A 25,608-nucleotide genomic window follows, 5' to 3' on the forward strand; every position below is an offset into this window, starting at 1 on the left:
GGAGCGACTCGTGAACGGCATGCGCTACCGGCTCCGGCGAGTCCTCGACTCGTTCTGGTTCGTCCCCGGGCTCGGGCTGCTGCTCGCGCTCGTCGTCGCCGAGGCGCTCGTCGCCGTCGAGCCCGTGCTCCCCGTCGCGATCGACGAGATCCTTCCGGCCGTCGGACCCGACGGCAGCCGCGGGCTGCTCAGCGCCATCGCGACATCGATGCTCGCCGCCGCCGCGACGACGTTCTCGATCACGATCGCGGTGCTGACGCTGACCTCATCGGCCTACGGCCCGCGCCTCGTGCGCAGCCTCATGGCCGACCGGGGGAATCAGGTCGTGCTCGCCCTGCTCGTCTCGACCTCGCTCTTCGCGATGCTCGTCGTGCGCCACGTCCGCGCCGGCGCCGACTCCGAGTTCGTGCCCCACCTCGCCGTCAACGTCGCGATCGTGCTCGCCGTGGCCTCGATCGTCGCCCTCGTGTACTTCATCCACCACATCAGCGCGAGCATCCAGATCTCCCGGCTCGCGAGCGGAGTGCGCGCTCAGCTCGTCGCCCTCCTCGACGACCTCTACCCCGAGAGGGGGGCGGCGGGGCGCGCGCCGGCGGCGCAGTGGGCGACGATCGAGGGCGGCGCGGAGGTCCGCGCCCGCGCGAGCGGCTACGTCGCGAGCATCGACCACGCGCACCTCGTGTCGAAGGCGTGCGCCGCGGGGGCGCGCGTGGAGCTGCGCGTGCGACCCGGCACTCTCGTGTGCGCCGGGGATCCGATCGCGCGCGTGTCGAGCTCGACCGCGCCCTCCACCGGCCCGCAGGAGGCCGCGCGCCTGAAGACCGCCGTGCTCGCGGCGATCTCGATCGATGACGAGCGGACGCCCGTGCAGGACGCCGAGCATCTCGTCCGCCAGCTCGTCGATGTGGCGGCTCGAGCGCTGAGCCCCGGAGTGAACGACCCCATCACCGCGCTCACGGCGATCGACGCGCTCACGATCGCCCTGGCGAGCGCGGCGGGGCGACCCGACCCGAGCCGCGTCCTCCTCGACGACGCGGGCGCACCGCGCCTGCTCGTCGCTCCGCGGGAGCTCTCCGCCCTCGCCGTCGACGCCGTCGACATCATCCGCCAGTACGTCGGGGATCAGCCGCTCGTCGCCCACCGGCTGCTCGACCTGCTCGAGCGGCTCATCGCGCGGGAGGGGGCGTCCGGGGGAGTCGCCGCCGCTCGCACCGCCGCGTATCGGGACGCGGGCGACCGCGTCGCGCGATCCGCGATCGGACCGGGCACGCTTGCGGAGGACGCCGCGGCCCTCGAGCGGCGGCGCGCCACCATCGTGCAGGGAGGAGCCTCATGACCCGCATCCACGTTCCCATCTCGCTGCGCTGGAGCGACCTCGACGCCTACGGGCACGTCAACAACGCCCGCATGCTCACGCTGCTCGAGGAGGCCCGCATCGAGGTGTTCTGGCGCGGCCGGGGGGAGACGGCGACCCCGCTGCCCGAGCTGCACATCGACGAGGGCGCGCAGAGCCTCATCGCGCGGCAGGAGGTCGAGTACCTCGCGCCGATCCCGCACCTGCGCGATCCGCTCGACATCCAGCTCTGGATCGGGGCGCTCGGGGGCGCGAGCCTCGACATCTGCTACGAGGTCCGATCGCCCGAGGGGGCCGAGCCGCAGGTGGTGTTCGCCCGTGCGCTGTCGACCCTCGTGCTCGTCGACGAGGGATCGGGTCGGCCGCGCCGCATCAGCGACCGCGAGCGCGCGCTGTGGTCGCCGTACATCGAGGAGACCGTGGCCTTCCGTCGCCGGAGCTGAAGCCGAGGCGGCCGCGGCGGCTCAGGTCGCCGGGGCGAGCACCCAGAGCACCTCGCACCCCTCGGTCGTCGAGGGGTTCCGCCAGGTGTGCGGGTCGCGGCCGCGGAAGGTCATCGAGTCGCCCGTGGAGAGCTCGTGCTCGTCGTCTCCGAGCGTGATCGTGATGCGACCGCCGAGCACGTAGACGAACTCCACGTCGCAGTCGAGGCTGTAGAGGTCGTCGCCGGCGGACCCTCCCGGTTCGACGATCGAGCGGATGACCTCGACGTCGGTCTGCGAGCCCGGCGTGAGGAGGACCTCCTCGGCGCCCTCGCCGCCGAAGTTGATGGGGGAGCCCTCGCCGGCGCGCACGATCTGCGAGGGCGGCGGCTCGAACAGCTCGCCGACCTTGAGGCCCACGGCCTCGCAGATCGCGACGAGGGAGGCGACCGAGGGCGAGACCTGGTCGCGCTCGAGCTTGCTCACGAACCCCTGGCTGATCCCGGCGGCGGCGCCCACGGTCTCGAGGGTGAGCCCGCGGGCGAGGCGGGCGGCTCGCAGGCGGGCGCCGATCTTCACCTCGCTCGTCATGGCTCTATCCTGCGCCATTCCCGCCGAGACCGCGGACCGCATCAGTCGCTCTCGATGGCGACCGCCCGCACGGGCGCGCCGTCGGCGGCCTCGAGCTTGAGCGGCATGACCGAGATGAGGGGATGCGCGCTGCTGATCGCGTCGAGATTCGTCAGGTTCTCGATGATGACCCCTCCGACCTCGGCGATGAGGTGGTGGCAGGGGAACCCGACGCCGGGGTGCGCGTCGTCGGGCGTCTCGTCGAGGTTGACGGCGTCGATGCCGATGGTGCGGATCCCGCGCTCGAGCAGGATCCGGCACGCCGCGGCGTCCAGGTAGGGGTGGTCGAAGTAGGCGTCCGTGCCGTAGTGGGCGCTCCATCCGGTGCGGAGGAGCACGATGCATCCGGGCTGCAGCCGGTCGAGGACGGGAGCCAGGTGCGCGCTCGTGATGCGGCCGCGCGCACCCGCGTCACGGGCATCCACGATGACGCCCTCGCCGACGAAGCGCTCGAGGGGCACCTCGTCGATGCGCGGCGTGCCGTCGTCGAAGTGGAAGGGCGCATCGACGTGCGTGCCGCTCTGCGAGCCCATGGTGACGGCGAGGAGGTTGAACCCGTCGCGCGCGACCGTGCTGTGCGGGGTGAGCGAGACGACGGGGTCGCCGGGGTAGACCTGGGTCGCTGCGGAGAGCGTGACGGACAGGTCGACGACACGATTTATCTTCATGGGAAAGAACTTTTGCACACCAGGCATATCGCGGTCTATATTCAGGGCCAACCCTGCACGTCCACCCCGATGAGAAGGAACCTTCATGACGGACAACAGAGTGGTTGTCGATCATTCCGACGTCAGCCTCAACGCCCGCCCGCGCGCGACCGAGGTCGAGCAGCGCGGCATCGACACCGTGCCCGACGCCGACCGCACCTCGACATGGGTCGACCTCATGCGCATCCAGTTCGGCGGCGCCAACACCTTCGCGACCGTCCTGCTCGGCACGTTCCCGATCGTGCTCGGCCTCTCGTTCTGGCAGGCCGTCGGAGCGACCGTGCTCGGCCTCGCGGTCGGCATCCTCGTCCTCATGCCGATGGGGCTCTTCGGCCCCAAGACCGGCACGAACAACGCGGTGTCCTCCGGCGCCTTCTTCGGCGTCCGCGGCCGCGTCGTCGGCTCGTTCCTCTCACTCCTGACGGCCGTCGCGTTCTACTCGATCTCGGTCTGGGTCGGCGGCGACGCCCTCGTCGGCGCGCTCAACCGCCTCGCCGGCGTGCCCGACTCGGTCGGACTCCGCACCGTCATCTACGGCGTCATCGGCCTCATCGTGATCGTCGTCGTCGTGTACGGCTACCAGTTCATGCTGCTCATCAACAAGACCGCGGTCCTCGCCAACTCGGTGCTCTTCCTGCTCGCGATCGTCGCGTTCGCCGGCACGTTCGACGCCGGCTACGACCCGGGCCCCGACGCCTACGCGCTCGGCAGCTTCTGGCCGACCTTCGTGCTCTCGGCGCTCATCGTCATGTCGAACCCGGTGTCGTTCGGCGCGTTCCTCGGCGACTGGTCGCGGTACATCCCCGCCTCGACCCCGGCCCGCAAGCTCTTCGGCGCGACCGCGCTCGGCCAGGGCCTGACGATCATCCCGTTCCTCTTCGGCGTCGCCACGGCGACCCTCGTCGCCGGCGAGGCCGACTACGTCTTCGCGCTCATCCAGGAGTCGCCGCTCTGGTACGCGGTGCTGCTCATGGTCGTCGCGTTCATCGGCGGCCTGTCGACGGGCTCGACCTCGCTCTACGGCACGGGCCTGGACTTCTCGTCGGTCTTCCCGCGCTTCACCCGCGTCCAGGCGACGATCTTCATCGGCGTCATCGCCTTCCTGTTCATCCTGCTCGGCCGGCTCTTCTTCGACCTGCTGGGGGCCGTCAACGCCTTCGTCGGCGCGATCATCGTGACGACCGTGCCGTGGATGATCATCATGGCGATCGGCTACTTCGTGCGCCGCGGGTCGTTCGACCGCTCCGACCTGCAGGTGTTCAACCGCGGCGAGACCGGCGGCCGCTACTGGTTCTCCGGCGGCGTCAACTGGCGCGGCATGGTCGCGTGGATCGCCTCGGCCGTCCTCGGCCTGCTGTTCGCCTACTTCCCGCCCGTCATCGAGGGCCCGCTGAGCGGCGTCGCCGGCGGCGTCGACCTGAGCCTCATCGTCGCGATCGTCTCGGCCGCGGTGCTCTACATCGGCGCGCTCATCCTCTTCCCGGAGCCGACGTACGTGTTCCCGCCCGACGGCCCGCGCGTCGTCCGCGAGCAGAGCGCACCGCTCGCCCCCATCGAGACCGACCACCGGTCGCAGGCGGCGAAGGCAGCGGCGCGCCGCGCCCGCTGAGACGGATGCCCGGGGCGGCCCCGCAGACCGCCCCGGGCCTCCTGCCCGCTCGCCACGGGCATCCCCACCCGACGCACCCCAGGAGGACACCGTGGAGCAGCGCACGCCCCGCGTCACCGAGAACGGCAACATCGGCCAGGTCGACGCGACCCAGGTGCCCCGCTACGGCGGCGCCGCGACCTTCGCGCGGCTGCCGCGCTGGGACGAGGTCGAGCAGGCCGACGTCGTCGTGCTCGGCGTGCCGTTCGACACGGGGGTCAGCTACCGGCCCGGTGCGCGGTTCGGCCCCTCGCACATCCGCGAGTCGTCGCGCCTCCTGCGGCCCTACAACCCCGCGCAGGACGCGAAGCCGTTCGCGCTGCAGCAGGTCGTCGACGGCGGCGACATCGGCGTGAACCCCTTCGACATCGCCGAGGCGCTCGAGACGATCGAGACCGAGGCCGCGCGCGTGCTCGACTCCGGCGCTCAGCTGCTGACGCTCGGCGGAGACCACACGATCGCGCTGCCGCTGCTCCGGGCGATGCACGCGAAGCACGGGCCGATCGCGGTCGTGCACTTCGACGCGCACCTCGACACGTGGGACACCTACTTCGGCGCCGACTACACGCACGGCACGCCGTTCCGCCGCGCGTCGGAGGAGGGGCTGCTCGCGCAGGACTCGTGCCTGCACGTCGGCATCCGCGGCCCGCTGTACACGGCCGACGACCTCACCGAGGACGGCGACCTGGGCTTCCAGATCGTGCACTCGACCGAGATGGATGCCCTCGGGGCTCTCGGCGTCATCGAGCGCATGAGGGCGCGCGTCGGCGATCGCCCCGTCTACGTCTCGATCGACATCGACGTGCTCGACCCCGCGTTCGCGCCCGGCACGGGCACGCCCGAGGCCGGCGGATTCACGAGCCGCGAGCTGCTCGCGGTGCTGCGCGGCTTCGCCGACGTGAACCTCATCGGCGCCGACATCGTCGAGGTCGCACCCGCCTACGACCACGCGCAGATCACCGGCATCGCCGCGGCGCACGTCGCGTACGAGCTGCTGACCGTGATGGCCCGCCGCCGGAGCGCGTCGTGAGCGCGGCCGCCGGCTCGGGCGACGCGGCCGTCGTCGACGCGGTGCTCGCCGCCGCCGACGCGATCGTCGCCGACTTCGGCGCCCACCGCACCGAGGCCTACTTCGCCGGGTTCGCGGAGGACGCGACGTTCGTCTTCCACACGGCTGATCGCCGGCTCGAGAGCCGCGCCGAGTACGAGGCGCTGTGGGCGCAGTGGGAGCGCGAGGACGGTTTCCGCGTCCACGGCTGCCGCTCGAGCGACCGCCGCGTGCAGCTGCTCGGCGACACCGCGATCTTCACCCACTCGGTCGATTCGCGCATCGAGCTCGGCGGCTCGATCGACGACGTCACCGAGCGCGAGACGATCGTCTTCGCACTGCGCGACGGCCGGTGGGTCGCCGTGCACGAGCACCTCTCGCCGCGCGCCTAGCCCTCGACGTCGCGGGCGCGCCACTCGCGCACCCATGCGACGCCCGCCGTCATCGGGTACGACTCGGCGTCGCGCGTCGTGCTCTCGAGCGGCAGGTCGTAGAGGTTGAGCATGAGCTGCAGCGGGTAGTCGGGCGACTGGTCGACCTCGGCGATGAGCAGGTCGTCGACGTACCAGCGGGCCGTGCCGGGCATCCACTCGAGGGAGTACGTGCGGAAGCCGCGCGCGTCGCCCGCGACGGGCACGCGCGCGAACTGCTCCCGCAGTCGCGGGTCGCCGAACGGATGCACGCCCGCGCCGATGCTCGTGGCGCCGCGCTCGTCGATCTCGCCGCCGAAGAGCTCGACCACGCACAGCTCGCCCGACTGCTCGGGCTCGGCCTCGTGACCGATGAGCCAGAGCGCGGTGAGCGCGCGCGGGTGCAGGCTCGGGCGGATGCGCGCCTCGACGAGCCCGCACCGCGGCTGCCACAGCCGGCGCTCAGGGACCGCCGTGCGAACGATCAGGCCGTCGCGGAACCGGTGCTGCCCGACCGCACTGCCGACTGGGCCCGAGAAGGAACCGGTCTGGAGGTTCGATACGCGCAGCTCGCCGTCGAACTCGGGCGACCACGCGGGCTGGTCGTGGTCGACGCGCAGCTCGAGGCCCTGGGGCGTGAGGGAGTACCGGGCCGCCGAGCGATCGGGCGTGCTCCAGTGCGGCAGGTACTCGGGCATCCAGCGCGCGTCGTCGAGCGTCGCGCCATCGAATCGCTCGTCGACGACGAGCTCGAAGCGCGACCGATCGAGCCGGTGAGCGGGGAGGGCGGGGGAGCGGCGCACGCTCACTCCTGCGGGATCCGCACCATGCCCTCTTGCGCCACGCTCGCGACGAGCACGCCGTCACGCGTGAAGATGCGGCCCATCGACAGGCCGCGGCCGCCGATCGCGTTCGGCGACTCCTGCACGTAGCAGAGCCAGTCGTCGACGCGCGCCGAGCGGTGCCACCACATCGCGTGGTCGAGACTCGCCATCTTGAGCCCCGGCGTCGCCCATGACTGGCCGTGCCGGCGGAGGATCGGCTCGAGGATCGAGTAGTCGCTCGCGTAGGCGAGGGCGGCGCGGTGCAGGCTCTCGTCGTCGGGCAGCGGGCTCAGCGCGCGCAGCCAGACCGCCTGGTGCGCGACCTGCTCCCGGCCGCCGCCGAAGTACAGGTGCCCGGGGGCGTGCCGCAGGTCGAAGGGCCGCTCGGTGGCCCAGAAGCGCGCGACCGGGTGATCGAGCTGCTCGAGCACCTCGCGCGTGCTCGGGAGGTCCTCCGGCTGGGGGATCCCCTCCGGCATCTCGGCCTGGTGCTCGAGGCCGGGGTCGTCGTCCTGGAAGGAGGCGATCATCGACAGGATCGGCACGCCCTTCTGATAGGCCTGCGTGCGCCGGGTCGAGAACGACCGGCCGTCGTGGATGCGGTCGACCGAGAACGTGATGGGCAGGTCGACGTCGCCCGGTCGGAGGAAGTACCCGTGCATCGAGTGGATCAGCCGGTCCCGCTCCACCGTGCGCGTCGCCGCGAGCACCGACTGCGCCATGACCTGCCCGCCGAAGACGCGGCCCTGCGGCATCCACTGGCTCGGCGCGGTGAAGATGTCCTCCGTGGTGCGTGCGCCGGTGTCGGTCAGGTCGAGCGCCTGGAGCATCGCGGAGACGGGATCGTGGGGGGCGCGCTCATCGGTCACGCCCGTAGTCTAGGGAGCGATGTCGAGCATCCTCTCCCTCCCCGCCGCCGCCGCGGCGCACGACCTGCAGGTGCTGCTCGGGCGCGCGGCGCGACTCGAGGAGAACGCCGCCGTGCGGCTCATCCTCGACTCCGGCGTACTCGCCGTCTACGTCGCGGTCCTCCACCCGCGCGGCCTGCTCGATCGCGGGCCGACCGTGCTCGGGCTGCGCACGCTCGCCGCCGAGGGCGAGGGGTTCGACGAGGTCGTCCCGATCCGCTCGCTGCTGACGAGGACGGATGCCGCGGTCGCCTCCGCGACGGACGGTCCCGTCACGCTGACCCTCCCCACGAGCGTCAACACGGTGGTCTGGGCGGCGATCTCGCCGCCCCGCGGCGGCTGGCAGCGCATGCAGCCGATCGAGCCCGCGGTCTTCGAGACCGCGGCCCGCGCGGGCATCGACGAAGTCGCGACGGCCGTTCCCGACGCGCTCGGCTCCGACCTCGTGCACCGCGTGCGCACCGAGGTGTGGGGGAGGCCGCTCGAGGGTCTCGACCACGTGCCCGCCGGCGCGGCGTTCGCGGCGCTCTCGCTCGGATTCCTCGGGGAGGACCCCGTCCAGCAGCTCGCCTCCGGATCGTGGCTCCGATTCTCGACCGAGCGCGGGCACGTCCTCGTGAAGCAGGCCGGCTGGACGCTCGGGCGCTGACGCCCGCCCGGCCGCGCCCGCTGCGCCGGGCCCGCTCATCGGCGGGTCGCCCTTGTCTTCCCAGCCCGCGCTGGCTACGGTCGAGGCAACTCGGGGCAACGGTGCCCCGGTCAGTCATGCGGCCCACCGGCCGACGACTGTGAGGATCGACCGCCCTCGGCACACCCGCACGGGGCGCGGCGGATCGGAGATGCGATGCGAACCACTGTGTCCGACACGCGAATCGAGGCGGAGCTTCCCAGCCCGCCCGACGAGCTCGTGCAGCTGCTCGACCCCGAGGGTCGGCGCATCGAGGATCCGCTCTACGATCCCTACGTCTCCGACGTCTCGGGCGAGGCCCTCCTCCGCCTCTACGAGGACCTCGTCGTGGTCCGTCGCATCGACGTCGAGGCCACCGCCCTCCAGCGCCAGGGCCAGCTCGGGCTCTGGCCGCCGCTGCTCGGGCAGGAGGCCGCCCAGGTCGGCTCGGCCCTAGCCCTGCGCGCCGACGACTTCATCTTCTCGAGCTACCGCGAGAACGCCGTCGCCTACTGCCGCGGCGTCGAGCTGCCGCAGCTCGTCGAGGTGTGGCGCGGAACCGCCCAGTCGGGGTGGAACCCCTACGCCGTGAACATGGCGACGCCGCAGATCGTCATCGGCGCGCAGACCCTCCATGCGGTCGGCTACGCCGTCGGCTGCCGCCACGACGGCGTCGACACCGCGACGATCACCTACTTCGGCGACGGCGCGACGACCCAGGGCGACGTCAACGAGGCCATGGTCTTCGCCGCCTCGTTCGGCGCCCCCGTCGTGTTCTTCTGCCAGAACAACCAGTGGGCGATCTCCGAGCCCGTCGGCCTGCAGGCGCAGCGGCCGATCGCCGAGCGGGCGCCCGGCTTCGGCATCCCGAGCATCCGCGTCGACGGCAACGACGTGCTCGCGGTGCTCGCCGCGACGCGCCGCGCCCTCGACCGCGCCCACCGCGGCGACGGCCCGACCTTCATCGAGGCCGTCACCTACCGGATGGGCCCGCACACGACCTCCGACGACCCGAGCCGCTACGTCGACCCGCTGCAGCGCGAGGAGTGGGCGGCGAAGGATCCGATCGCGCGGGTGGAGGCGCACCTGCGCGACGCGGGAGTCCTGACCGACGAGACCGCCGCATCCGTCGCCGCAACGGCCGACGAGGTCGCCGCCGCCTTCCGCGCCGGCTGCCTCGCCCTCCCGAACCCCGCGCCGCTGTCGGTCTTCGACCATGTGTACGCCGAGCCGCATACGGGGCTCGCGCGGCAGCGCTCGCAGCAGGAGGCCTACCTCCGCAGCGTCGGCGAGCTCGAGGGAGGTGCGGAATGACTGAGCTCACCCTCGCGAAGGCCGTCAACTCGGGGCTGCGCCGCGCACTCGCCGACGACGACCGCGTCGTACTGCTCGGCGAGGACATCGGCCCGCTCGGCGGCGTGTTCCGCGTCACCGACGGCCTGCAGCGCGACTTCGGCACCGATCGCGTCATGGACATGCCGCTCGCGGAATCCGGCATCATCGGCATGGCCGTCGGCCTCGCATACCGCGGCTTCCGCCCCGTGTGCGAGATCCAGTTCGACGGCTTCATCTACCCGGCCTTCGACCAGATCGTCGCGCAGGTCGCGAAGCTGCACTACCGCACGCGCGGCGCCGTCCGCATGCCGATCACCATCCGCGTGCCCTTCGGCGGCGGCATCGGCGCGGTCGAGCACCACTCGGAGTCGCCCGAGGCGTACTTCGCGCATACCGCGGGGCTGCGCGTCGTCACGTGCTCGACGCCGCAGGACGCGCACACGATGATCCGCCAGGCGATCGCGTGCGACGACCCCGTGCTGTTCTTCGAGCCGAAGCGCCGCTACTGGACGAAGGGCGAGGTCGACGAAGACGCCGACTTCCCGTTCGACAGGGCGCGCGTCTTGCTCGAGGGCGCCGACGTGACGATCGTCGCCTACGGCCCGCTCGTCGCGACCGCGATCGACGCCGCGATCGCCGCAGGCGACGAGGGCACCTCGGTCGAGGTCATCGATCTGCGGTCGCTCTCGCCGCTCGACCTCGACACCGTCGAGGCGAGCGTGCGCAAGACCGGCCGACTCGTCATCACGCACGAGGCCGCGCAGTTCGGCGGTCTCGGGGCCGAGATCGCCGCGAGCATCACCGACCGATGCTTCCTGTACCTCGAGGCGGCACCCGCGCGCGTCACCGGTTTCGACACCCCCTACCCGAGCGCCCGGGCCGAGGAGCACTTCCTGCCCGACCTCGACCGCATCCTCGACGCTGTCGACCGCGTGCTCGGCCGCCAGAACGCCCTCACCGGATGGAGCGCCTCATGACCGTCCACGAGTTCCGCCTCCCCGATCTCGGCGAGGGCCTGACCGAGAGCGAGCTCGTCGAGTGGCACGTCGCCGTCGGCGACCGCGTGACGCTCAACCAAGTGCTCGCCGACGTCGAGACCGCGAAGGCGATCGTGCAGCTGCCCTCGCCGTTCGCGGGCATCGTCGCCGCCCTCCACGCCGAGCCGGGAACGACCGTCCAGGTCGGCGCGCCCATCGTCTCGATCGAGGTGGCGGCGGATGCTCCGCTCGCGTCGAGCGCGGCTGGCGGGTCGCCCGTCGCCGAGGCGACGCCGGCGCCGGCCGCGCCGAGCGCTCCCGCTCCCGCCGCCGAGGTCGTCGAGCCGGATGCGCCCGCCGAGCCCGCCGCCGAGCGCCAATCGGTGCTCGTCGGCTACGGCCCCGCCGTCGAGACGGGGCGACGCCCGAAGCGCAAGTCGCGAAGCCTGCCCGAGCGGCCGGCCGATCGTCCGTCCAGCGGTGGCCCGGGCGGGGGAGCCGCGCGCGGTCCGGGAGCGACTCGCGGCGCCGCGCTCGCCACGCCGCCCGTGCGCAAGCTCGCGCACGACCTGGGCGTCGACCTCTCCGAGGTCGACGGCACCGGCGACAACGGTCAGGTCACGCGCGCCGACGTCACCCGGTTCGCCGAGAGCGGTCGTGCCGCGGCATCCGCGCCGCCGGCCGCGACGGGCGCGACCGGGGCGGCCGGCGCTCGCTCGTCCTACCTCGCCGCCGACCGCCCCGCCGAGGTGCGCCACCCGATCAAGGGCGTGCGCAAGGCGACGGCCGAGGCGATGGTGCGCAGCGCGTTCACCGCGCCGCACGTCACCGAGTTCCTGACCGTCGACGTGACCGCCGCGAGCGAGCTCGTGGCACGGCTCAAGGCGCGCGGCCAGAGCGCGTCGATGCTCGCGCTCGTGAGCAGGGCGCTGTGCATCGCCGTCGGGCGCAATCCGAGCCTCAACTCGCGGTGGGACGAGGCGGCGAACGAGATCGTCGAGCTGCGCGACATCCACCTCGGCATCGCGGTGGCGACGCCGCGCGGGCTGCTCGTGCCGAGCATCCCGACCGCGCAGTCGATGACGGTGCCGCAGCTGGCCGACGCGATCCGCGAGCTGGCAGGGACCGCGCGCGACGGTCGCACGCCGCCGTCGTCGCTCAGCGGTGGCACGATCACGATCACCAACATCGGCGTCTTCGGCGTCGACGCGGGCACGCCGATCATCGTTCCGGGCGAGGCGGCCATCCTCGCGATGGGAGCCGTGCGGCGCATGCCGTGGGAGTTCGAGGGCTGCATCGCGCTGCGCGACGTCATGACGCTGAGCGTGTCGTTCGACCACCGCATGGTCGACGGCGAGCAGGGGTCGCGGTTCCTGACCGACATCGGCGGGATCCTCCACGACCCGGCGAGCGTGCTCGCGCTCGTCTAGCCTGGCGAAGGCCCCGCCCTTGTGCCCGAAAGTCGCAGTGGGGCCCGAACTTTCGGGCTCACGTGCGACTTTCGGGCACAAACGTGAGGGAGTCGACGGCCGGGCGTGCCGCTACCCCAACGCGCGGCTACGCCGTGAGCGCCGCCAGCGCCATCGACTCGAGGATGCTCCGCGCGGCCCGCGCCCCGACGCGCGAGCTGTGCGGCGTCGAGTTGATGAGCCCGAAGCACGCGTGCGCGCGGGTGCGCAGCGCGGGCCGCGCATCCGTCGGTCGCAGCCGCGCGAGCACGTCGACCCACAGCTCGACGTACTCGCGCTGCAGCGCCCGCACGGTGTGGCGGTCGTCGTCGGCGAGCGAGTCGAGGTCGTGATCCTGCACGCGGATGACGTCGGCGTTGGCGAGGGCGAAGTCGACGTGGAAGGCGACGAGGTCGGCGAGGGCGCCGGCGTCCGACGCGGCGTCGGTGACGACCGCCCGCCCGCCCGCGAGCAGGCCCTCGCTCGCGTCGACGAGGATCGCCGCGAGCACGGCCTGCTTGCTTGCGAAGTGCTTGTAGACCGCGGGTCCGCTCACTCCGACGGCGGCGCCGAGGTCGTCGAGCGACACGCGGGGGAACCCGCGCTCGGCGAAGAGCTGCGCAGCCGCGCGCAGCAGGGCCGCCCGCCGCTCCGCCTTCGCCCGGTCGCGCGCGGTCGCGGCGTCGGCGGGGACATCCGTCGCGGAGGACATGCCGCCAGTCTAGACATTCCGGTTAGCCGTGACTAACCTGAATCGGTGAGCGTCGACTAACCGAAGCGACGCTCGCATCCGCACCGCACCGGGGCCACGAGCCGCCGACGAGAGGGGAGCGGTCGATGACGACCGGTACCGCGACCAGCAGCACGAACGCCGCCGCGATGCGCGCCCTCGTCGACGACCTGAAGCAGCGCCTCGCCACCGCAGCCCTCGGCGGCCCCGAGCGCAGCCGCGAGCGGCACGTCGCCCGGGGCAAGCTCCTGCCGCGCGAGCGCATCGACGCGCTGCTCGACGACGGCAGCCCCTTCCTCGAGCTCGCCCCGCTCGCGGCGACCGGGCTCTACGACGACGAGGCGCCCGCCGCGGGCGTCATCGCGGGCATCGGGCTCGTGCACGGCCGCCACGTGCTCGTCATCAGCAACGACGCGACCGTCAAGGGCGGCACGTACTTCCCGATGACCGTGAAGAAGCACCTGCGGGCGCAGGAGGTCGCGCTCGAGAACCGCCTGCCGTGCGTGTACCTCGTCGATTCGGGCGGCGCGTTCCTGCCGCTGCAGGCCGAGGTCTTCCCCGACCGCGACCACTTCGGTCGCATCTTCTACAACCAGGCGCGGATGTCCGCGGCGGGCATCCCGCAGATCGCCTCCGTCATGGGGTCGTGCACGGCCGGCGGCGCGTACGTGCCCGCGATGAGCGACGAGACCGTCATCGTGCGCAACCAGGGCACGATCTTCCTCGGCGGGCCGCCCCTTGTGAAGGCCGCGATCGGCGAGGTCGTGAGTGCGGAGGAGCTCGGCGGCGGCGACACGCACGCCCGCGTCTCGGGCGTCGTCGACCACCTCGCCGACGACGACCGGCACGCGCTCGAGATCGTGCGCGACATCATCGCCACCGTGCCGCCGCCCGCGGCACCCGCGTGGGAGGTCGGCGAGAGCATCCCGCCCGATGTCGACGAGGGCAGCCTCTACGACGTGATCCCGCCCGACGTGCAGACGCCGTACGACGTGCGCGAGGTCATCGCGCGGCTCGTCGACGGCGGCGGCAGCTGGCACGAGTTCAAGCGCGAGTACGGCGAGACGCTCGTGACGGGCTTCGCGCGCATTCACGGCCACCCGGTCGGCATCGTCGCCAACAACGGCGTGCTGTTCAGCGAGTCGGCCGCGAAGGGGGCGCACTTCATCGAGCTGTGCGACCAGCGCGGCGTGCCGCTGCTGTTCCTGCAGAACATCTCGGGCTTCATGGTGGGTCGCGACGCCGAGGCGGGAGGCATCGCCAAGCACGGCGCGAAGATGGTCACGGCGGTCGCGACGACGCGCGTGCCGAAGCTCACGGTGGTCATCGGCGGCTCGTTCGGCGCTGGCAACTACTCGATGTGCGGCCGGGCCTACTCGCCGCGGTTCCTCTGGATGTGGCCCAACGCCCGCATCTCGGTCATGGGCGGGCCGCAGGCCGCCGCCGTGCTCGGCACCGTGCGGCGCGACCAGCTCGGCGACGCGTGGAGCACCGAGGAGCAGGAGGCCTTCGAGGCCCCGATCCGCGCCCAGTACGAGGTCGAGGGAAGTCCGTACTTCTCGACCGGCCGCCTGTGGGACGACGGCATCATCGACCCCGCCGACACCCGCACGGTGCTCGGTCTCGCCCTCGACGTCTGCAGCCGCGCGCCGCTGCCCGACCCGGCCTTCGGCCTCTTCCGGATGTGAGCGCGATGACCAGCCACGACCTGCCACGCCCCTTCGCCTCGGTGCTCGTCGCGAATCGCGGCGAGATCGCGTGCCGCCTCATCCGCACGCTGCGCGAGCTGGGCATCCGCTCGATCGCGGTCTTCAGCGACGCCGATGCGGATGCCCGCCACGTCGCGCTCGCGGATCTCGCCCTGCGCATCGGCCCGGCCTCCGCCGCCGAGAGCTACTTGAGCGTCGAGGCCATCGTCGACGCCGCCCGCCGCGGCGGTGCCGAGGCCATTCACCCGGGCTACGGGTTCCTCAGCGAGAACGCCGAGCTCGCGGCCGCGAGCGCCGAGGCCGGCATCGTGTTCGTCGGGCCGAGCCCGCGCGCGCTCCAGGTGATGGGCGACAAGATCCGGGCGAAGGCGCACGTCGCCGAGCGCGGCGTGCCGACCATCCCCGGCGCCGGTGAGGCGGGCATGAGCGACGCCGAGCTCGTCGCCGCGGCCGACCGAGTCGGCTTCCCGCTCATCATCAAGCCATCGGCGGGCGGCGGCGGCAAGGGCATGACGGTCGTCCATGAGGCGGATGCTCTGCGCGAGGCGCTCGCGGGTGCGCGCCGCGTCGCGCTCAAGGCCTTCGGTGACGACACCCTCCTGCTCGAGCGGTTCATCGTAGCCCCGCGCCACATCGAGGTGCAGGTGCTCGCCGACAGCCACGGCACGACCGTGCACCTGGGCGAGCGCGAGTGCTCGCTGCAGCGCCGGCACCAGAAGATCATCGAGGAGGCCCCTTCGCCCCTGCTCGACGAGGCGACGCGCGCCGCGATCGGCGAGTCGGCGTGCGAGGTGGCCCGCAGCGTCGACTACGCGGGTGCCGGCACGGTCGAGTTCCTGGTCAGTGACGCGCGCCCCGACGAGTTCTTCTTCATGGAGATGAACACGCGCCTGCAGGTCGAGCATCCCGTCACCGAGCTCGTCACGGGCGTCGACATCGTGGAGCAGCAGCTGCGCATCGCCGCGGGGCAGCGCCTCGACCTGCCGCCGCTCGCGCTCGACGGGCACGCGATCGAGGCTCGGCTGTATGCGGAGGACCCTGCCGCGGGGTTCCTGCCGTCGACGGGCACGGTCCGCGGGCTCGTCGAGGCCCGAGGCGAGGGAGTCCGCGTCGACTCGGCGCTCGTCGAGGGCCTCGTCGTCGGAGCCGACTACGACCCCATGCTCGCGAAGGTCATCGCGCACGGGCCCGACCGTGCGACGGCGCTCGCGCGGCTCGACGCGGCGCTCGCCGGTACTCACGTGCTGGGCCTGCGCACCAATCGCGCGTACCTGCGCCAGGTGCTCGCCGACCCCGCCGTCCGCGAGGGTCGGCTCGAGACCTCGCTCATCGAGCGGATCGTACCTGCGGCGGCGTCGCTCGACCCCACGTCATCGGCGACGGATGCCGCGGCCGTCGCGGCCGCGGCCCTGCTCGAGCACGCGCGTCGCCTCGAGCTCGCCGCCCCGAGCGCCTCAGCCGGAGCCGCCACCGCCGCGCGCGCCGCGAGCCCGCTCTGGCGCGCGCCGTCGGGGTTCCGCCTCGGCGTGCACCAGCCCGCCCGGTACGAGGTCGTCGACGCCGCCGCGAGCCCCGACGCGGAGCCCGTGGTCGTGCTCGTGACCGGCTCGACGACCGAGGCGACCGTGCGGATCGGCGGTGCAGAGCCCCGGCCGGCGCGCCTCGCCGAGCGCGACGGCTGCGTGACCGTGCACCTCGACCGTGCCGCGCGGACCTTCGCCGTGGGCCGCGAGGGCGACCGCGTGTGGCTCCAGCCGACAGACGCCGAGGCGGGCGCCGCGCTCGCGCTGCGCGTGCTCGACCGCGCCGCGCGCGCCGCCGCTCACGCCGACCGCCGCCGGGCCAGCGGCTCGGGCGCCGCGACCGGCGCCGCGAGCCCTGAACTGCGCGCGACCATGCCGGGCGCGGTCGTCGCTCTCGGCGCCGCCGACGGCGACCGCGTCGAGGCGGGCCGGTCGATCGTCACCGTCGAGGCGATGAAGATGGAGCACGCCGTGCTCGCCCCGCACTCCGGCGTCCTGCGGCTCGACGTCGCCGTCGGGGCCCAGGTGCGCCAGGGACAGGTCCTCGCCCGCATCGAGCCCGAGCCCGAGCCCGCGATCGCCGCTGCCCCCGAGACCCCCGCGGCCGGCGACCCCGACGCGACCACCGCATCCGCCCCCCATGAAGGAGCCCCCGCATGATCGACTTCGACGACGACCAGCTCGAGCTGCAGGCCATGGTCCGCGGGTTCGCGAACGAGGTCGTCGACCCCGCCGCGTACGAGGCCGACCGCACGAAGACGCTGCCGATGGAGGTCGTGCGGCAGATGGGCGAGATGGGGCTGTTCGGGCTGCCGTTCCCCGAGGAGTACGGCGGGCAGGGCGGCACCTACGTCGAGCTGTGCCTCGCGATCGAGGAGCTCGCGCGCGTCGACCAGTCGATCGCCGTGACCCTCGAGGCCGGGGTCGGGCTCGGGGCGATGCCGATCTTCCGCAGCGGCACCGAGGAGCAGAAGCAGCAGTGGCTGCCGCGCCTCACCTCGGGCGAGGCGCTCGCGGGCTTCGGGCTCACCGAGGCCGAGGCGGGCTCGGACGCGGGCGCGACCCGCACCACGGCCCGGCTCGAGGGCGGCGAGTGGGTCATCGACGGGTCGAAGCAGTTCATCACCAACTCGGGCACGCCCATCACCGAGCTCGTGACGGTCACCGCGGTGACGGGTCGTGACGAGAGCGGCAAGGCCGAGCTGAGCGCGATCCTCGTGCCGACGGGCACGCCCGGCTTCACGGTCGAGCCCGCCTACGACAAGGTCGGCTGGCACGCCTCCGACACGCACCCTCTGACGTTCCAGGGCGCGCGCGTGCCGGAGGCGAACCTCCTGGGGGAGCGGGGCCGGGGGTTCGCGAACTTCATCCAGACGCTCGACGAGGGGCGCGTCGCGTTCGCCGCGCTCGGCACGGGCGCCGCGCAGGGCTGCCTCGACGAGTCGATCGCCTACGCCAAGAGCCGGAAGGTCTTCGGCCGCCCGATCGGCGCGAACCAGCACATCGCCTTCACGCTCGCGCGCATGGAGGCCCGCGTGCACCAGGCGCGGCTCGCGACGTACGACGCGGCGTTCCGGCTCGTGGCGGGCAAGCCGTTCAAGAAGCAGGCGAGCATCGCCAAGATGGTGGCGAGCGAGGCGGCGATGGACAACGCCCGCGACGCGACCCAGATCTTCGGAGGCTACGGATTCATGAACGAGTACCGCGTCGCCCGCCACTACCGCGACTCGAAGGTCATCGAGATCGGCGAGGGCACGACCGAGGTGCAGCTCATGATCATCGCGCGCGAGCTGGGTTTCTCATGAGCACCGATGCGCCGGGCGAGGGCGAGGGCGAGGGCCGCCGCATCGTGCAGCGCGGCCTCTGGTTCGAGGAGTTCGAGGTCGGCGCGACCTACGTCCACGCCCCGGGGCGCACGCTCACCGAGGCCGACAACGTTCTCTTCACGACGCTGACGATGAACACGCAGTCGCTGCACCTCGACGCGGCGTGGTCGGCCGGGCAGCTCTTCGGCGAGCGGCTGGTCAACTCGATGCTCACGCTCTCGACCCTCGTCGGGGCATCCGTCGCCCAGCTCACGCAGGGCACGATCGTCGCCAACCTCGGATTCACCGAGGTGGCCTTCCCGCACCCGATGCGGCACGGCGACACCCTCTACTCCGAGACGCTCGTCGAGGCGAAGCGGCTCTCGGATTCGCGGCCCGGGCAGGGCATCGTGACGCTGCGCCACACGGGCCGCAACCAGGACGGCGTCGTCGTCGCGACCGCGACCCGCTCGACGCTCGTGTGGTGCGAGGGGCACGCGCCGTGACCTCGCCGGCTGGCGGTGCGGCGGGCTTCGTGCTCGGGCCCGCGATCCTGTTCGTGCCGGCCGACCGCCCCGAGCGCTTCGCGAAGGCGGCCGACCGCGCCGACGCGGTCATCATCGATCTCGAGGATGCCGTGGCGCCGGCCGACAAGGAGCGCGCGCGCGAGGCGCTGCGCGCCTCCGATCTCGACCCGACCCGCACGATCGTGCGAGTCAACGCGCGCGGCACGGCCGACCACGCGCTCGACGTGGCGGCCGTCTCGGCGACCGGATACCGCATCCTGATGCTGCCGAAGGCCGAGCGCGCCGCGGACGTGGCAGCCCTCGCCGCCGACCTGCCGAGCTCGACCGGCAGCACGATCATCGCGCTCGTCGAGACCGCGGCAGGAGTGCTCGCGGCGGAGAAGCTCGCGGCCGAGCCGTCGGTCGTCGCGCTCATGTGGGGCGCGGAGGATCTGGTCGCGTCGCTCGGCGGCACCTCGAGCCGCGGCCCGGACGGTCGGTACCGCGATGTCGCACGGCACGCACGTGCGCGCGTGCTGCTCGCCGCGGGCGGCCACGGGAAGGCGGCGATCGACGCCGTGCACCTCGACATCGCCGACCTCGCGGGGCTCGAGCTGGAGGCCCGCGACGCGGTCGCGCACGGCTTCGTGGCGACGGCGTGCATCCACCCCGGTCAGGTCGAGACGATCAGGGCCGCCTACCGGCCCTCGGCCGAAGAGGTCGCATGGGCACGCAGCCTTCTCGAGGCGGCGTCGGCCGCGGGGGCGACGGGGGTCTTCGCGCACGAGGGGCGCATGGTCGACGAGCCGGTGCTGCGCCATGCGCGCCGGGTGCTGCAGCGCGCAGGGGAGTAGCCCTACTCCTCGAACGTGTTCACCATCGCGTAGGCCGCGCGCTCCATGTGGTCCCAGATCGCTTCCTCGTGCAGCGGCGGCAGCGCGAGCGAGTCGAGCGCGGCGCGCATGTGCGTGAGCCAGCGGTCACGGGCATCCGGGTTGACCGTGAAGGGCATGTGCCGCATGCGCAGCCGCGGGTGCCCGCGCTGCTCGCTGTACGTCGTCGGGCCGCCCCAGTACTGCTCGAGGAATGCGGTCAGGCGCCAGATCGCGCCTTCCATGTCGTCGTCGGGGTACATCGGGCGCAGCACCGGGTCCGACTCGATGCCCTCGTAGAACTTCCGGACCAGTCGGTCGAAGGTCGCGTGGCCGCCGACCTGCGCGAACATCGGGTCGGTCGGTCCGCCAGTGGGCCCGAGCGTGAGGTCGGCCATCAGTCGGCCGCCTTTCCCGGCGACGCGCCGCCCGCCCCAGTAGGGTCCGCCGCCGCCCCCCGCGACAGGGGCTTCCCGGCCGGCTTCCGCGGCGCCTTCGCGTCGAGCCCGTCGAGCACGAGCCGGTTGAGCGCGGGCAGCGCCACGCCGAGCTCGTCGAGGGCGTCCTTCATGCGGCGGCGCAGCTCGCGCGCGATGTCGAACTGGTCGCCGGAGCGCACCTTCACGACGAGCCGGATGACGAGCGCCTCGGCCGAGATCGACTCGATGCCCCACACCTCGGGCTTCTCGAGGATCTTCCGCTTCCAGCTCGGATCGTCGGCCATCGACTGCGCCGTGTCGAGCATCGTCTTCTCGACGGAGTCGATGTCGGCCGTGTACGGAGCGGGGATGTCGAGGATGACCCGCGCCCAGCCCTGCGACTTGTTGCCGACGTTCGTGATCTCGCCGTTGCGCACGTACCAGAGCGTGCCGTTGACGTCGCGCACCTGCGTGACGCGCACGCCGACCGTCTCGACGACGCCCGAGACGGGCCCCTGCGTCGTGACGAGGTCGACGATGTCGCCCACGCCGAGCTGGTCCTCGAAGACCATGAACAGCCCGTTGAGCATGTCCTTGACGACGTTCTGCGCGCCGAAGCCGAGCGCGGCGCCGAGGATTCCCGCGGAGGCGATGAGCGCCGTCACCGAGAACTGCAGCTCGCTCAGCACGAGCACGATCGCGATCGACACGATCGACCACGTCACGAGGTTGTTGAGCACCGAGCCGATCGTGCGGGTGCGCTGCACGACGCGCACCGCCATGAGCGGCGAGGCGCTCAGCTCGACCGTGTGCTCGACGGCCTGCGCCTTCTTGACGCCGTTGACGACGCGGTCGACCACGCGCCGGATCGACACCCGCAGCAGGGCCCGCAGCACGATCGCGCCGACGATGACGCCGAGGATGCGCAGCGGAACGCGCCACGCCAGGTACCAGGCGTAGATGCCGTCGCCGAGGGTCGACCAGTCGAAGGAGTCCATCGCCCCCAGCCTAGCCACGGGCTCAGCCCGGGAACGCCCGAGGGCCCCGTCGATCGACGAGGCCCTCGAGGTGCTCCGGCCGGGCATCCGTCGCAGGATGCCCGGGGTGAGGCGACTACGCCCGGTCGCGCTCCTGAGCGGCGAGCGCCCGCTCGACGCCCGCGAGGTTCTCCGAGACCATCCGACGCAGCGCGGCCGGCTGGTCGGGGTTCGCGTCGAGCCACGCGCGGGTCGCGTCGACGAGGCGCAGCGATGCGAGCGGCGCCGGGTAGAGGCCGAGGATGAGGTACTCGGCGATCTTGTAGCTGCGGCTCGTCCAGATGCCCGTGAGGGCGTCGAAGTAGCGGCCGACGAGACCCTCGAGGCTCGAGGGGTCGTTGACGTGCTGGAAGCCCATCGTCGTCATGCGCACGATCGCGTTCGGCACCGAGTCGTCGGTGAGCAGGTGCTCCATGACGGCGGACTTGCTCGCCGCGTCGAGGAACGCCGCGTTCGCGCGCGCCGCCGCCTGCTGGCCGTTGGACGTGTTGTCCTTCGCGAGGGCCGCGTCGATGTCGCCCGGCGTGATCGCGCCGACGAGGGCGAGGCCCTCCAGGAGCTCCCACTCGAGGTCGGTGTCGACGCTGAGCCCCTCGAGCGTGATCGAGCCGTCGCGGAGGCCCGCGAGGATCTCGCCGTGAGCGGGCGTCGCCGCCATGTTCGCGAAGAACTTCACGAACTGGAACTGCGCGTCGCTGCCGGCATCGGCGCCCTGGGCGAGCGCCCACAGCGCGTCGGCGACCTCGGCGATCGTCGCGTCGCGGCGCGGGGGGTCGACGTAGAGGCGCGCGACGGTCGTGAGCTGCGTGAGCGTCGTGCGGATCGTCGTCGACTCGGTCTCGGTCGCGATGTTGTTGAGCACGAGGCGCACGTAGTCGCGCGGGGCCGCTTCGGCGTCGCGCGTGGCATCCCAGACGGCGCCCCACACGATCGCGCGAGCCAGCGGGCTCTCGATCGCCGCGAGGTGCTCGATCGCGACGGCGAGCGAGGCCTCGTCGAGGCGGATCTTCGCGTACGCGAGGTCGTCGTCGTTGAGCAGGATGAGCGCGGGGCGGCTCCGGCCCACGAGCTCGGGCACGTCGGTGCGCTCGCCATCGACGTCGAGCTCGAGGCGGTGCGTGCGCGTCAGCGCGCCATCCACCAGGTCGTAGAAGCCGATCGCCATGCGGTGCGGGCGGATCGTCGGGTAGTCGGCCGCTGCCGACTGCAGCACGGCGAACGACGTGATGACGCCGCGGTCGTCGACCGCGAGCTCGGGGCGCAGCGTGTTGACGCCGGCGGTCTCGAGCCACTTCTCGCTCCACGTCGTGAGCTCGCGGCCGCTCGCGGCCTCGAGCTCGACGAGCAGGTCGCGCAGCTCGGTGTTGCCCCACGCGTGCTTCCGGAAGTAGGCGGAGACGCCCGCGAAGAAGGCGTCCTGCCCCACCCACGCGACGAGCTGCTTGAGCACGCTGCCGCCCTTGGCGTAGGTGATGCCGTCGAAGTTGACCTGCACGTCCTCGAGGTCGTTGATCGTCGCGACGACCGGGTGGGTCGAGGGCAGCTGGTCCTGTCGGTAGGCCCAGCTCTTCTCCATCGCCTGGAACGTCGTCCACGCCTCGTGCCACTCGGTGGCCTCTGCCGTGGCGATCGTCGACGCCCACTCGGCGAACGACTCGTTGAGCCACAGGTCGTTCCACCACTTCATCGTCACGAGGTCGCCGAACCACATGTGGGCGAGCTCGTGCAGGATCGTGACGACGCGGCGCTCCTTGATCGCGTCAGTGACCTTCGAGCGGAAGACGTAGGTCTCGGTGAAGGTCACGGCGCCCGCGTTCTCCATCGCGCCGGCGTTGAACTCGGGCACGAAGAGCTGGTCGTACTTCTCGAACGGGTACGCGACGCCGAACTTCGACTCGAAGTACGTAAAGCCCTTGCGCGTGATGTCGAAGATGTAGTCGGCGTCGAGGTACTCGAAGAGCGAGGCGCGCGCGAAGATCCCGAGCGGGATGGTGCGGCCGTCGGAGCTCTGCAGCTCGGAGTGCACGCTCTGGTACGGGCCCGCGACGATCGCGGTGATGTAGCTCGAGATGCGCTTCGTCGTCGTGAAGACGGTCGTGGCGGCCTCGCCGTTCTCGGTGCGGCTCTCGACGGGGGAGTTCGACACGACGACCCACGACTGAGGCGCGGTCACCGTGAAGCGGAACGTCGCCTTGAGGTCGGGCTGCTCGAAGACCGCGAAGACGCGGCGGCTGTCGGGCACCTCGAACTGCGAGTACAGGTACACCTCGCCGTCGACGGGGTCGACGAAGCGGTGCAGGCCCTCGCCGGTGTTGGTGTACTCGTGGTCGGCGACGACCGTGAGCTCGTTGCGCTCGGCGAGGCCGTCCAGCTGGATGCGCGTGCCGTCGGCGATGGCGGCCGCGTCGAGCTCGGCGCCGTTGAGCGTGACGCTGTGCACCGTGCGGGTGATCGCATCGATGAACGTGCTCGCGCCGGGGGTCGCGGTGAAGACGACGGTCGACGTCGACCGGAACACCTCGGCTCCCGTGGTCAGGTCGAGCGCGATGTCGTAGCTCTCGGTCTGGACGAGCGACGCGCGCTCCTGGGCTTCGGCGCGGGTCAGATTCTCTCCGGGCACAGCGGGGCCTCCTTCGGCACACAGGGGAAGGCTCCGCTCGTGGCGGAGCGACTCCACCCTATTCGGCCACGCGCATCCACACGATGCCGTGCGCGGGGATCACCAGGTCGCGCCGCAGGTCGATCGTGCCGCCCGCGATGAGATCCTCGCCCGTCGTCGGCAGCCCCGAGAGGGTGAGCGCCGTCACGGTCTGCGGATCGTCGGCGACGTTCGCGAGGCACAGGACGCGCGTGCCGAGCCCCGGCCGCTGGTACCCGATGACGTGGGGGCTGTTCGCGTCGAAGGCGACGAGGGTGCCGCCGGAGAACTCCGGGGTCGCGCGGCGCACGGCCAGCAGGCGCGTGAGGCGCGCGTAGAGCATCCCCGCCGCGGTCGTCGCATCGTGGCGCTGCGCGTACCGCTCGGCGGGGTACGGCGGCCGGTTGACCCAGCGGCTGTCGTCCCGGTGGGCGGGGTCGGCGATATAGGTGTAGTCGTTGAGCTGGCCGACCTCGTCTCCGAGGTACAGCAGCGGCACCCCGCCGGTCGAGAGGGGGATGCTGTGGGCGAGCACGATGCGATCGATCGCCCCCGCATCGCCCGCTTCGAGCCCGGCCAGGGACGCCGTCGTGCCCGAGATGCGGCAGTCGCCCGTCTTCGGGTTGTCCTGGAAGGGGACGCCGCGCGCGAACGAGCCCGGGAACCGGTCGACGAAGAAGTTGTTGAGGAACCGCCGGTGGGCGTACCCGTCGATCCCGAACTCGGCGGCGTCCTCGTCGGCGAAGGTCCAGCCGATGTCGTCGTGGCTGCGCACGTAGTTGACCCACGCCGTGCCCGCGGGCAGCGCGTGACGCCGCTCGAGCGCCTGCTGCAGGAGGCGGCCGTCGCGCGTCGCGAGCGAGTTCCAGATGAGCGCCATCTGCAGCGGGTTGTAGCTGAGCTGGCACTCCTCGGGCGAGATGTACTGGATGACCTCGTCGGGGTGCACGATCGCCTCCGACTTGAACAGCACGGCCGGGGCGGCGATGCGCAGCGCGGCGTTGAACGCCCGGATGAGCAGGTGCGCCTCGGGAAGCGACTCGCACTGCGTGCCCAGCTTCTTCCAGATGAACGCGACCGCGTCCATGCGCAGGATGTCGACGCCCTGGTTCGCGAGGAAGAGCATCTCGCCCGCCATGGCGCGGAAGACGGCGGGGTTCGAGTAGTTGAGATCCCACTGGAAGGTGTGGAAGGTCGCCCAGATCCAGCGGCCCGTTCGCCAGCCGTCGGGGGAGTCGGGCATCGGCACGAACGAGCCGGGGTGGTCATCGGGGAAGATCTCGCGCACGGTGCGCTCGAAGGCGTCGGGCATCTCGCGGTCGTCGAAGACCCAGTAGTAGTCCTCGAACTCCTTCTCGCCGTTGAGGGCCCGCTGCGCCCAGTCGTGCTCGTTCGAGGTGTGGTTGAAGATGAAGTCGACGACGAGCGCGATGCCCGCCTCCCGCAGCTCGGCCGCGAGCGCCGTGAGCTGCGCCATGTCCCCGAGCGCGGGGCTCACCTCGCGGTAGCTCGACACGGCGTAGCCGCCGTCGCTGTTCTCCTCCGGGGCGAGGAAGAGCGGCATGAGGTGCAGGTACGTCAGCCCGAGCTCCTGGAAGTAGGGGATGCGCGCGCTCACGCCGCGCAGGTCGGTCGCGTACCGGTCGACGTAGATGACGCCGCCGAGCATCCGGTTCGAGGTGAACCAGTCGGGGTCGGCCTCGCGGGCGGCGTCGAGCGCGCGCAGCTCGGCGGGGCGGGCCTGCCAGCTCGTCGCGAGCTGCGCGACGAGCAGCTCGAGCTCGCGGTCGGTGCGCTCGCTCTCGCCGTACACCTCGCGGAACAGGCTCGCGAGGCGGGGGAGCTCCCGGTCGACGCGCTCGCTCAGTCGGGCCCAGTCCTCATCGGTCGTGCTCGCGTCGCGAGCGCCCGCCAGCGCGACCTGCAGTCCTCGCTCCATCGCGGCATCCCCCTCATCGTTCGGACGACATGATTGTCCAACTGGACAAGAC

23 protein-coding genes are annotated in these 25,608 nt (G+C 72.2%); 14 read left to right on the forward strand and 9 right to left on the reverse strand.

Annotated features, from left to right (window positions below):
- Window positions 1–19: 19 nt before the first annotated feature.
- Both ASC54_RS09100 and ASC54_RS09105 read left to right on the forward strand, forming a co-directional pair.
- Window positions 20–1,336, forward strand: a complete 1,317-nt coding sequence (locus ASC54_RS09100) for a DUF2254 domain-containing protein (protein WP_235451478.1) — start codon at window positions 20–22, stop codon at window positions 1,334–1,336.
- Window positions 1,333–1,797, forward strand: coding sequence for a thioesterase family protein (locus tag ASC54_RS09105; RefSeq protein WP_055860180.1), 465 nt, complete (start codon window positions 1,333–1,335; stop codon window positions 1,795–1,797). The genes ASC54_RS09100 and ASC54_RS09105 overlap by 4 nt, the downstream gene beginning before the upstream one ends.
- Window positions 1,798–1,818: 21 nt before the next feature.
- Here ASC54_RS09105 and ASC54_RS09110 read toward each other — a convergent pair whose 3' ends face one another.
- The gene (locus ASC54_RS09110) at window positions 1,819–2,367 is read right to left on the reverse strand and encodes a helix-turn-helix domain-containing protein (protein WP_200932308.1); all 549 of its coding nucleotides are present in this window, start codon (window positions 2,365–2,367) and stop codon (window positions 1,819–1,821) included.
- Window positions 2,368–2,408: 41 nt separating this feature from the next.
- Entirely contained in the window at window positions 2,409–3,074 is a 666-nt protein-coding gene (locus tag ASC54_RS09115; protein ID WP_055860186.1) for a cyclase family protein, read from the reverse strand.
- Window positions 3,075–3,159: 85 nt separating this feature from the next.
- On the opposite strand from ASC54_RS09115, the gene ASC54_RS09120 reads away from it, so the two are divergent.
- From ASC54_RS09120 to ASC54_RS09130, 3 genes are all read left to right on the forward strand, one after another.
- Complete coding sequence (locus tag ASC54_RS09120; protein ID WP_055860188.1) at window positions 3,160–4,722, forward strand: cytosine permease; 1,563 nt, start codon at window positions 3,160–3,162, stop codon at window positions 4,720–4,722.
- Between the two features lie 91 nt (window positions 4,723–4,813).
- Complete coding sequence (gene speB, locus ASC54_RS09125) at window positions 4,814–5,791, forward strand: agmatinase (protein WP_200932309.1); 978 nt, start codon at window positions 4,814–4,816, stop codon at window positions 5,789–5,791.
- Entirely contained in the window at window positions 5,788–6,201 is a 414-nt protein-coding gene (locus ASC54_RS09130) for a nuclear transport factor 2 family protein (RefSeq protein ID WP_200932310.1), read from the forward strand. The genes speB and ASC54_RS09130 overlap by 4 nt, the downstream gene beginning before the upstream one ends.
- Here the strand turns inward: ASC54_RS09130 and ASC54_RS09135 are convergent.
- Both ASC54_RS09135 and ASC54_RS09140 read right to left on the reverse strand, forming a co-directional pair.
- The gene (locus tag ASC54_RS09135) at window positions 6,198–7,022 is read right to left on the reverse strand and encodes a glycoside hydrolase family 16 protein (protein ID WP_156376807.1); all 825 of its coding nucleotides are present in this window, start codon (window positions 7,020–7,022) and stop codon (window positions 6,198–6,200) included. The two genes, ASC54_RS09130 and ASC54_RS09135, sit on opposite strands and share 4 nt — an antisense overlap.
- Before the next feature lie 2 nt (window positions 7,023–7,024).
- Window positions 7,025–7,873: an acyl-CoA thioesterase II gene (locus ASC54_RS09140; RefSeq protein ID WP_055861980.1), complete on the reverse strand. Its 849-nt coding sequence runs from the start codon at window positions 7,871–7,873 to the stop codon at window positions 7,025–7,027.
- 58 nt (window positions 7,874–7,931) lie between these two features.
- On the opposite strand from ASC54_RS09140, the gene ASC54_RS09145 reads away from it, so the two are divergent.
- The 4 genes from ASC54_RS09145 to ASC54_RS09160 all read left to right on the forward strand — a co-directional run bounded on the left by ASC54_RS09145 (window position 7,932) and on the right by ASC54_RS09160 (window position 12,360).
- Window positions 7,932–8,600: a hypothetical protein gene (locus ASC54_RS09145; RefSeq protein WP_055898523.1), complete on the forward strand. Its 669-nt coding sequence runs from the start codon at window positions 7,932–7,934 to the stop codon at window positions 8,598–8,600.
- Window positions 8,601–8,795: 195 nt separating this feature from the next.
- Window positions 8,796–9,932: a pyruvate dehydrogenase (acetyl-transferring) E1 component subunit alpha gene (gene pdhA, locus ASC54_RS09150; RefSeq protein ID WP_055898526.1), complete on the forward strand. Its 1,137-nt coding sequence runs from the start codon at window positions 8,796–8,798 to the stop codon at window positions 9,930–9,932.
- The gene (locus ASC54_RS09155; protein WP_055898529.1) at window positions 9,929–10,930 is read left to right on the forward strand and encodes an alpha-ketoacid dehydrogenase subunit beta; all 1,002 of its coding nucleotides are present in this window, start codon (window positions 9,929–9,931) and stop codon (window positions 10,928–10,930) included. Before pdhA ends, ASC54_RS09155 begins: the two co-directional genes overlap by 4 nt.
- On the forward strand, window positions 10,927–12,360 hold the full coding sequence (locus tag ASC54_RS09160) for a dihydrolipoamide acetyltransferase family protein (RefSeq protein WP_055861983.1): 1,434 nt from the start codon (window positions 10,927–10,929) through the stop codon (window positions 12,358–12,360). Before ASC54_RS09155 ends, ASC54_RS09160 begins: the two co-directional genes overlap by 4 nt.
- Window positions 12,361–12,487: 127 nt before the next feature.
- Here the strand turns inward: ASC54_RS09160 and ASC54_RS09165 are convergent, their stop codons facing one another.
- Window positions 12,488–13,090, reverse strand: coding sequence for a TetR/AcrR family transcriptional regulator (locus tag ASC54_RS09165; protein WP_055860199.1), 603 nt, complete (start codon window positions 13,088–13,090; stop codon window positions 12,488–12,490).
- Window positions 13,091–13,215: 125 nt separating this feature from the next.
- Here ASC54_RS09165 and ASC54_RS09170 point away from each other — a divergent pair, with 125 nt between their 5' ends.
- Genes ASC54_RS09170 through ASC54_RS09190 form a run of 5 tightly spaced genes read left to right on the forward strand, consistent with a single transcriptional unit; the run spans window position 13,216 to window position 19,505 of the window.
- Window positions 13,216–14,796 (forward strand): carboxyl transferase domain-containing protein, encoded by a 1,581-nt coding sequence (locus ASC54_RS09170; RefSeq protein WP_055860202.1) that lies wholly within the window; start codon window positions 13,216–13,218, stop codon window positions 14,794–14,796.
- Between the two features lie 5 nt (window positions 14,797–14,801).
- The gene (locus ASC54_RS09175) at window positions 14,802–17,000 is read left to right on the forward strand and encodes a biotin carboxylase N-terminal domain-containing protein (RefSeq protein WP_055898532.1); all 2,199 of its coding nucleotides are present in this window, start codon (window positions 14,802–14,804) and stop codon (window positions 16,998–17,000) included.
- Complete coding sequence (locus ASC54_RS09180; RefSeq protein ID WP_055898535.1) at window positions 16,997–18,145, forward strand: acyl-CoA dehydrogenase family protein; 1,149 nt, start codon at window positions 16,997–16,999, stop codon at window positions 18,143–18,145. Before ASC54_RS09175 ends, ASC54_RS09180 begins: the two co-directional genes overlap by 4 nt.
- On the forward strand, window positions 18,142–18,651 hold the full coding sequence (locus ASC54_RS09185) for a MaoC family dehydratase (protein WP_055898538.1): 510 nt from the start codon (window positions 18,142–18,144) through the stop codon (window positions 18,649–18,651). Before ASC54_RS09180 ends, ASC54_RS09185 begins: the two co-directional genes overlap by 4 nt.
- The gene (locus ASC54_RS09190; RefSeq protein ID WP_055899369.1) at window positions 18,648–19,505 is read left to right on the forward strand and encodes a CoA ester lyase; all 858 of its coding nucleotides are present in this window, start codon (window positions 18,648–18,650) and stop codon (window positions 19,503–19,505) included. The genes ASC54_RS09185 and ASC54_RS09190 overlap by 4 nt, the downstream gene beginning before the upstream one ends.
- 2 nt (window positions 19,506–19,507) lie before the next feature.
- On the opposite strand, the gene ASC54_RS09195 is transcribed toward ASC54_RS09190, so the two are convergent.
- The 4 genes from ASC54_RS09195 to ASC54_RS09210 all read right to left on the reverse strand — a co-directional run bounded on the left by ASC54_RS09195 (window position 19,508) and on the right by ASC54_RS09210 (window position 25,556).
- Window positions 19,508–19,921 (reverse strand): globin, encoded by a 414-nt coding sequence (locus ASC54_RS09195; protein WP_082515016.1) that lies wholly within the window; start codon window positions 19,919–19,921, stop codon window positions 19,508–19,510.
- On the reverse strand, window positions 19,921–20,940 hold the full coding sequence (locus ASC54_RS09200; RefSeq protein ID WP_055860210.1) for a mechanosensitive ion channel family protein: 1,020 nt from the start codon (window positions 20,938–20,940) through the stop codon (window positions 19,921–19,923). The genes ASC54_RS09195 and ASC54_RS09200 overlap by 1 nt, the downstream gene beginning before the upstream one ends.
- A gap of 115 nt (window positions 20,941–21,055) precedes the next feature.
- On the reverse strand, window positions 21,056–23,599 hold the full coding sequence (gene pepN / locus ASC54_RS09205; RefSeq protein WP_055898541.1) for an aminopeptidase N: 2,544 nt from the start codon (window positions 23,597–23,599) through the stop codon (window positions 21,056–21,058).
- Between the two features lie 58 nt (window positions 23,600–23,657).
- Window positions 23,658–25,556 (reverse strand): alpha-amylase family protein, encoded by a 1,899-nt coding sequence (locus ASC54_RS09210; RefSeq protein ID WP_055898544.1) that lies wholly within the window; start codon window positions 25,554–25,556, stop codon window positions 23,658–23,660.
- Window positions 25,557–25,608 lie beyond the last annotated feature (52 nt).

The sequence above is a fragment of the Yonghaparkia sp. Root332 genome (assembly GCF_001425665.1).
Lineage (GTDB): Bacteria > Actinomycetota > Actinomycetes > Actinomycetales > Microbacteriaceae > Microcella.

Excerpts from the sequence above, each read along its gene's own strand:
- ASC54_RS09100 (WP_235451478.1), top strand. The coding sequence starts at position 20 with ATGCGCTACCGGCTCCGGCGAGTCCTCGACTCGTTCTGGTTCGTCCCC.
- ASC54_RS09185 (WP_055898538.1), top strand. The coding sequence starts at position 18,142 with ATGAGCACCGATGCGCCGGGCGAGGGCGAGGGCGAGGGCCGCCGCATC.
- ASC54_RS09200 (WP_055860210.1), bottom strand. The coding sequence starts at position 20,940 with ATGGACTCCTTCGACTGGTCGACCCTCGGCGACGGCATCTACGCCTGG.
- ASC54_RS09110 (WP_200932308.1), bottom strand. The coding sequence starts at position 2,367 with ATGACGAGCGAGGTGAAGATCGGCGCCCGCCTGCGAGCCGCCCGCCTC.
- ASC54_RS09180 (WP_055898535.1), top strand. The coding sequence starts at position 16,997 with ATGATCGACTTCGACGACGACCAGCTCGAGCTGCAGGCCATGGTCCGC.
- ASC54_RS09155 (WP_055898529.1), top strand. The coding sequence starts at position 9,929 with ATGACTGAGCTCACCCTCGCGAAGGCCGTCAACTCGGGGCTGCGCCGC.
- ASC54_RS09145 (WP_055898523.1), top strand. The coding sequence starts at position 7,932 with ATGTCGAGCATCCTCTCCCTCCCCGCCGCCGCCGCGGCGCACGACCTG.
- pdhA (WP_055898526.1), top strand. The coding sequence starts at position 8,796 with ATGCGAACCACTGTGTCCGACACGCGAATCGAGGCGGAGCTTCCCAGC.
- ASC54_RS09105 (WP_055860180.1), top strand. The coding sequence starts at position 1,333 with ATGACCCGCATCCACGTTCCCATCTCGCTGCGCTGGAGCGACCTCGAC.
- ASC54_RS09195 (WP_082515016.1), bottom strand. The coding sequence starts at position 19,921 with ATGGCCGACCTCACGCTCGGGCCCACTGGCGGACCGACCGACCCGATG.
- ASC54_RS09160 (WP_055861983.1), top strand. The coding sequence starts at position 10,927 with ATGACCGTCCACGAGTTCCGCCTCCCCGATCTCGGCGAGGGCCTGACC.
- ASC54_RS09170 (WP_055860202.1), top strand. The coding sequence starts at position 13,216 with ATGACGACCGGTACCGCGACCAGCAGCACGAACGCCGCCGCGATGCGC.
- ASC54_RS09210 (WP_055898544.1), bottom strand. The coding sequence starts at position 25,556 with ATGGAGCGAGGACTGCAGGTCGCGCTGGCGGGCGCTCGCGACGCGAGC.
- ASC54_RS09120 (WP_055860188.1), top strand. The coding sequence starts at position 3,160 with ATGACGGACAACAGAGTGGTTGTCGATCATTCCGACGTCAGCCTCAAC.
- ASC54_RS09115 (WP_055860186.1), bottom strand. The coding sequence starts at position 3,074 with ATGAAGATAAATCGTGTCGTCGACCTGTCCGTCACGCTCTCCGCAGCG.
- ASC54_RS09140 (WP_055861980.1), bottom strand. The coding sequence starts at position 7,873 with ATGCTCCAGGCGCTCGACCTGACCGACACCGGCGCACGCACCACGGAG.
- ASC54_RS09165 (WP_055860199.1), bottom strand. The coding sequence starts at position 13,090 with ATGTCCTCCGCGACGGATGTCCCCGCCGACGCCGCGACCGCGCGCGAC.
- ASC54_RS09175 (WP_055898532.1), top strand. The coding sequence starts at position 14,802 with ATGACCAGCCACGACCTGCCACGCCCCTTCGCCTCGGTGCTCGTCGCG.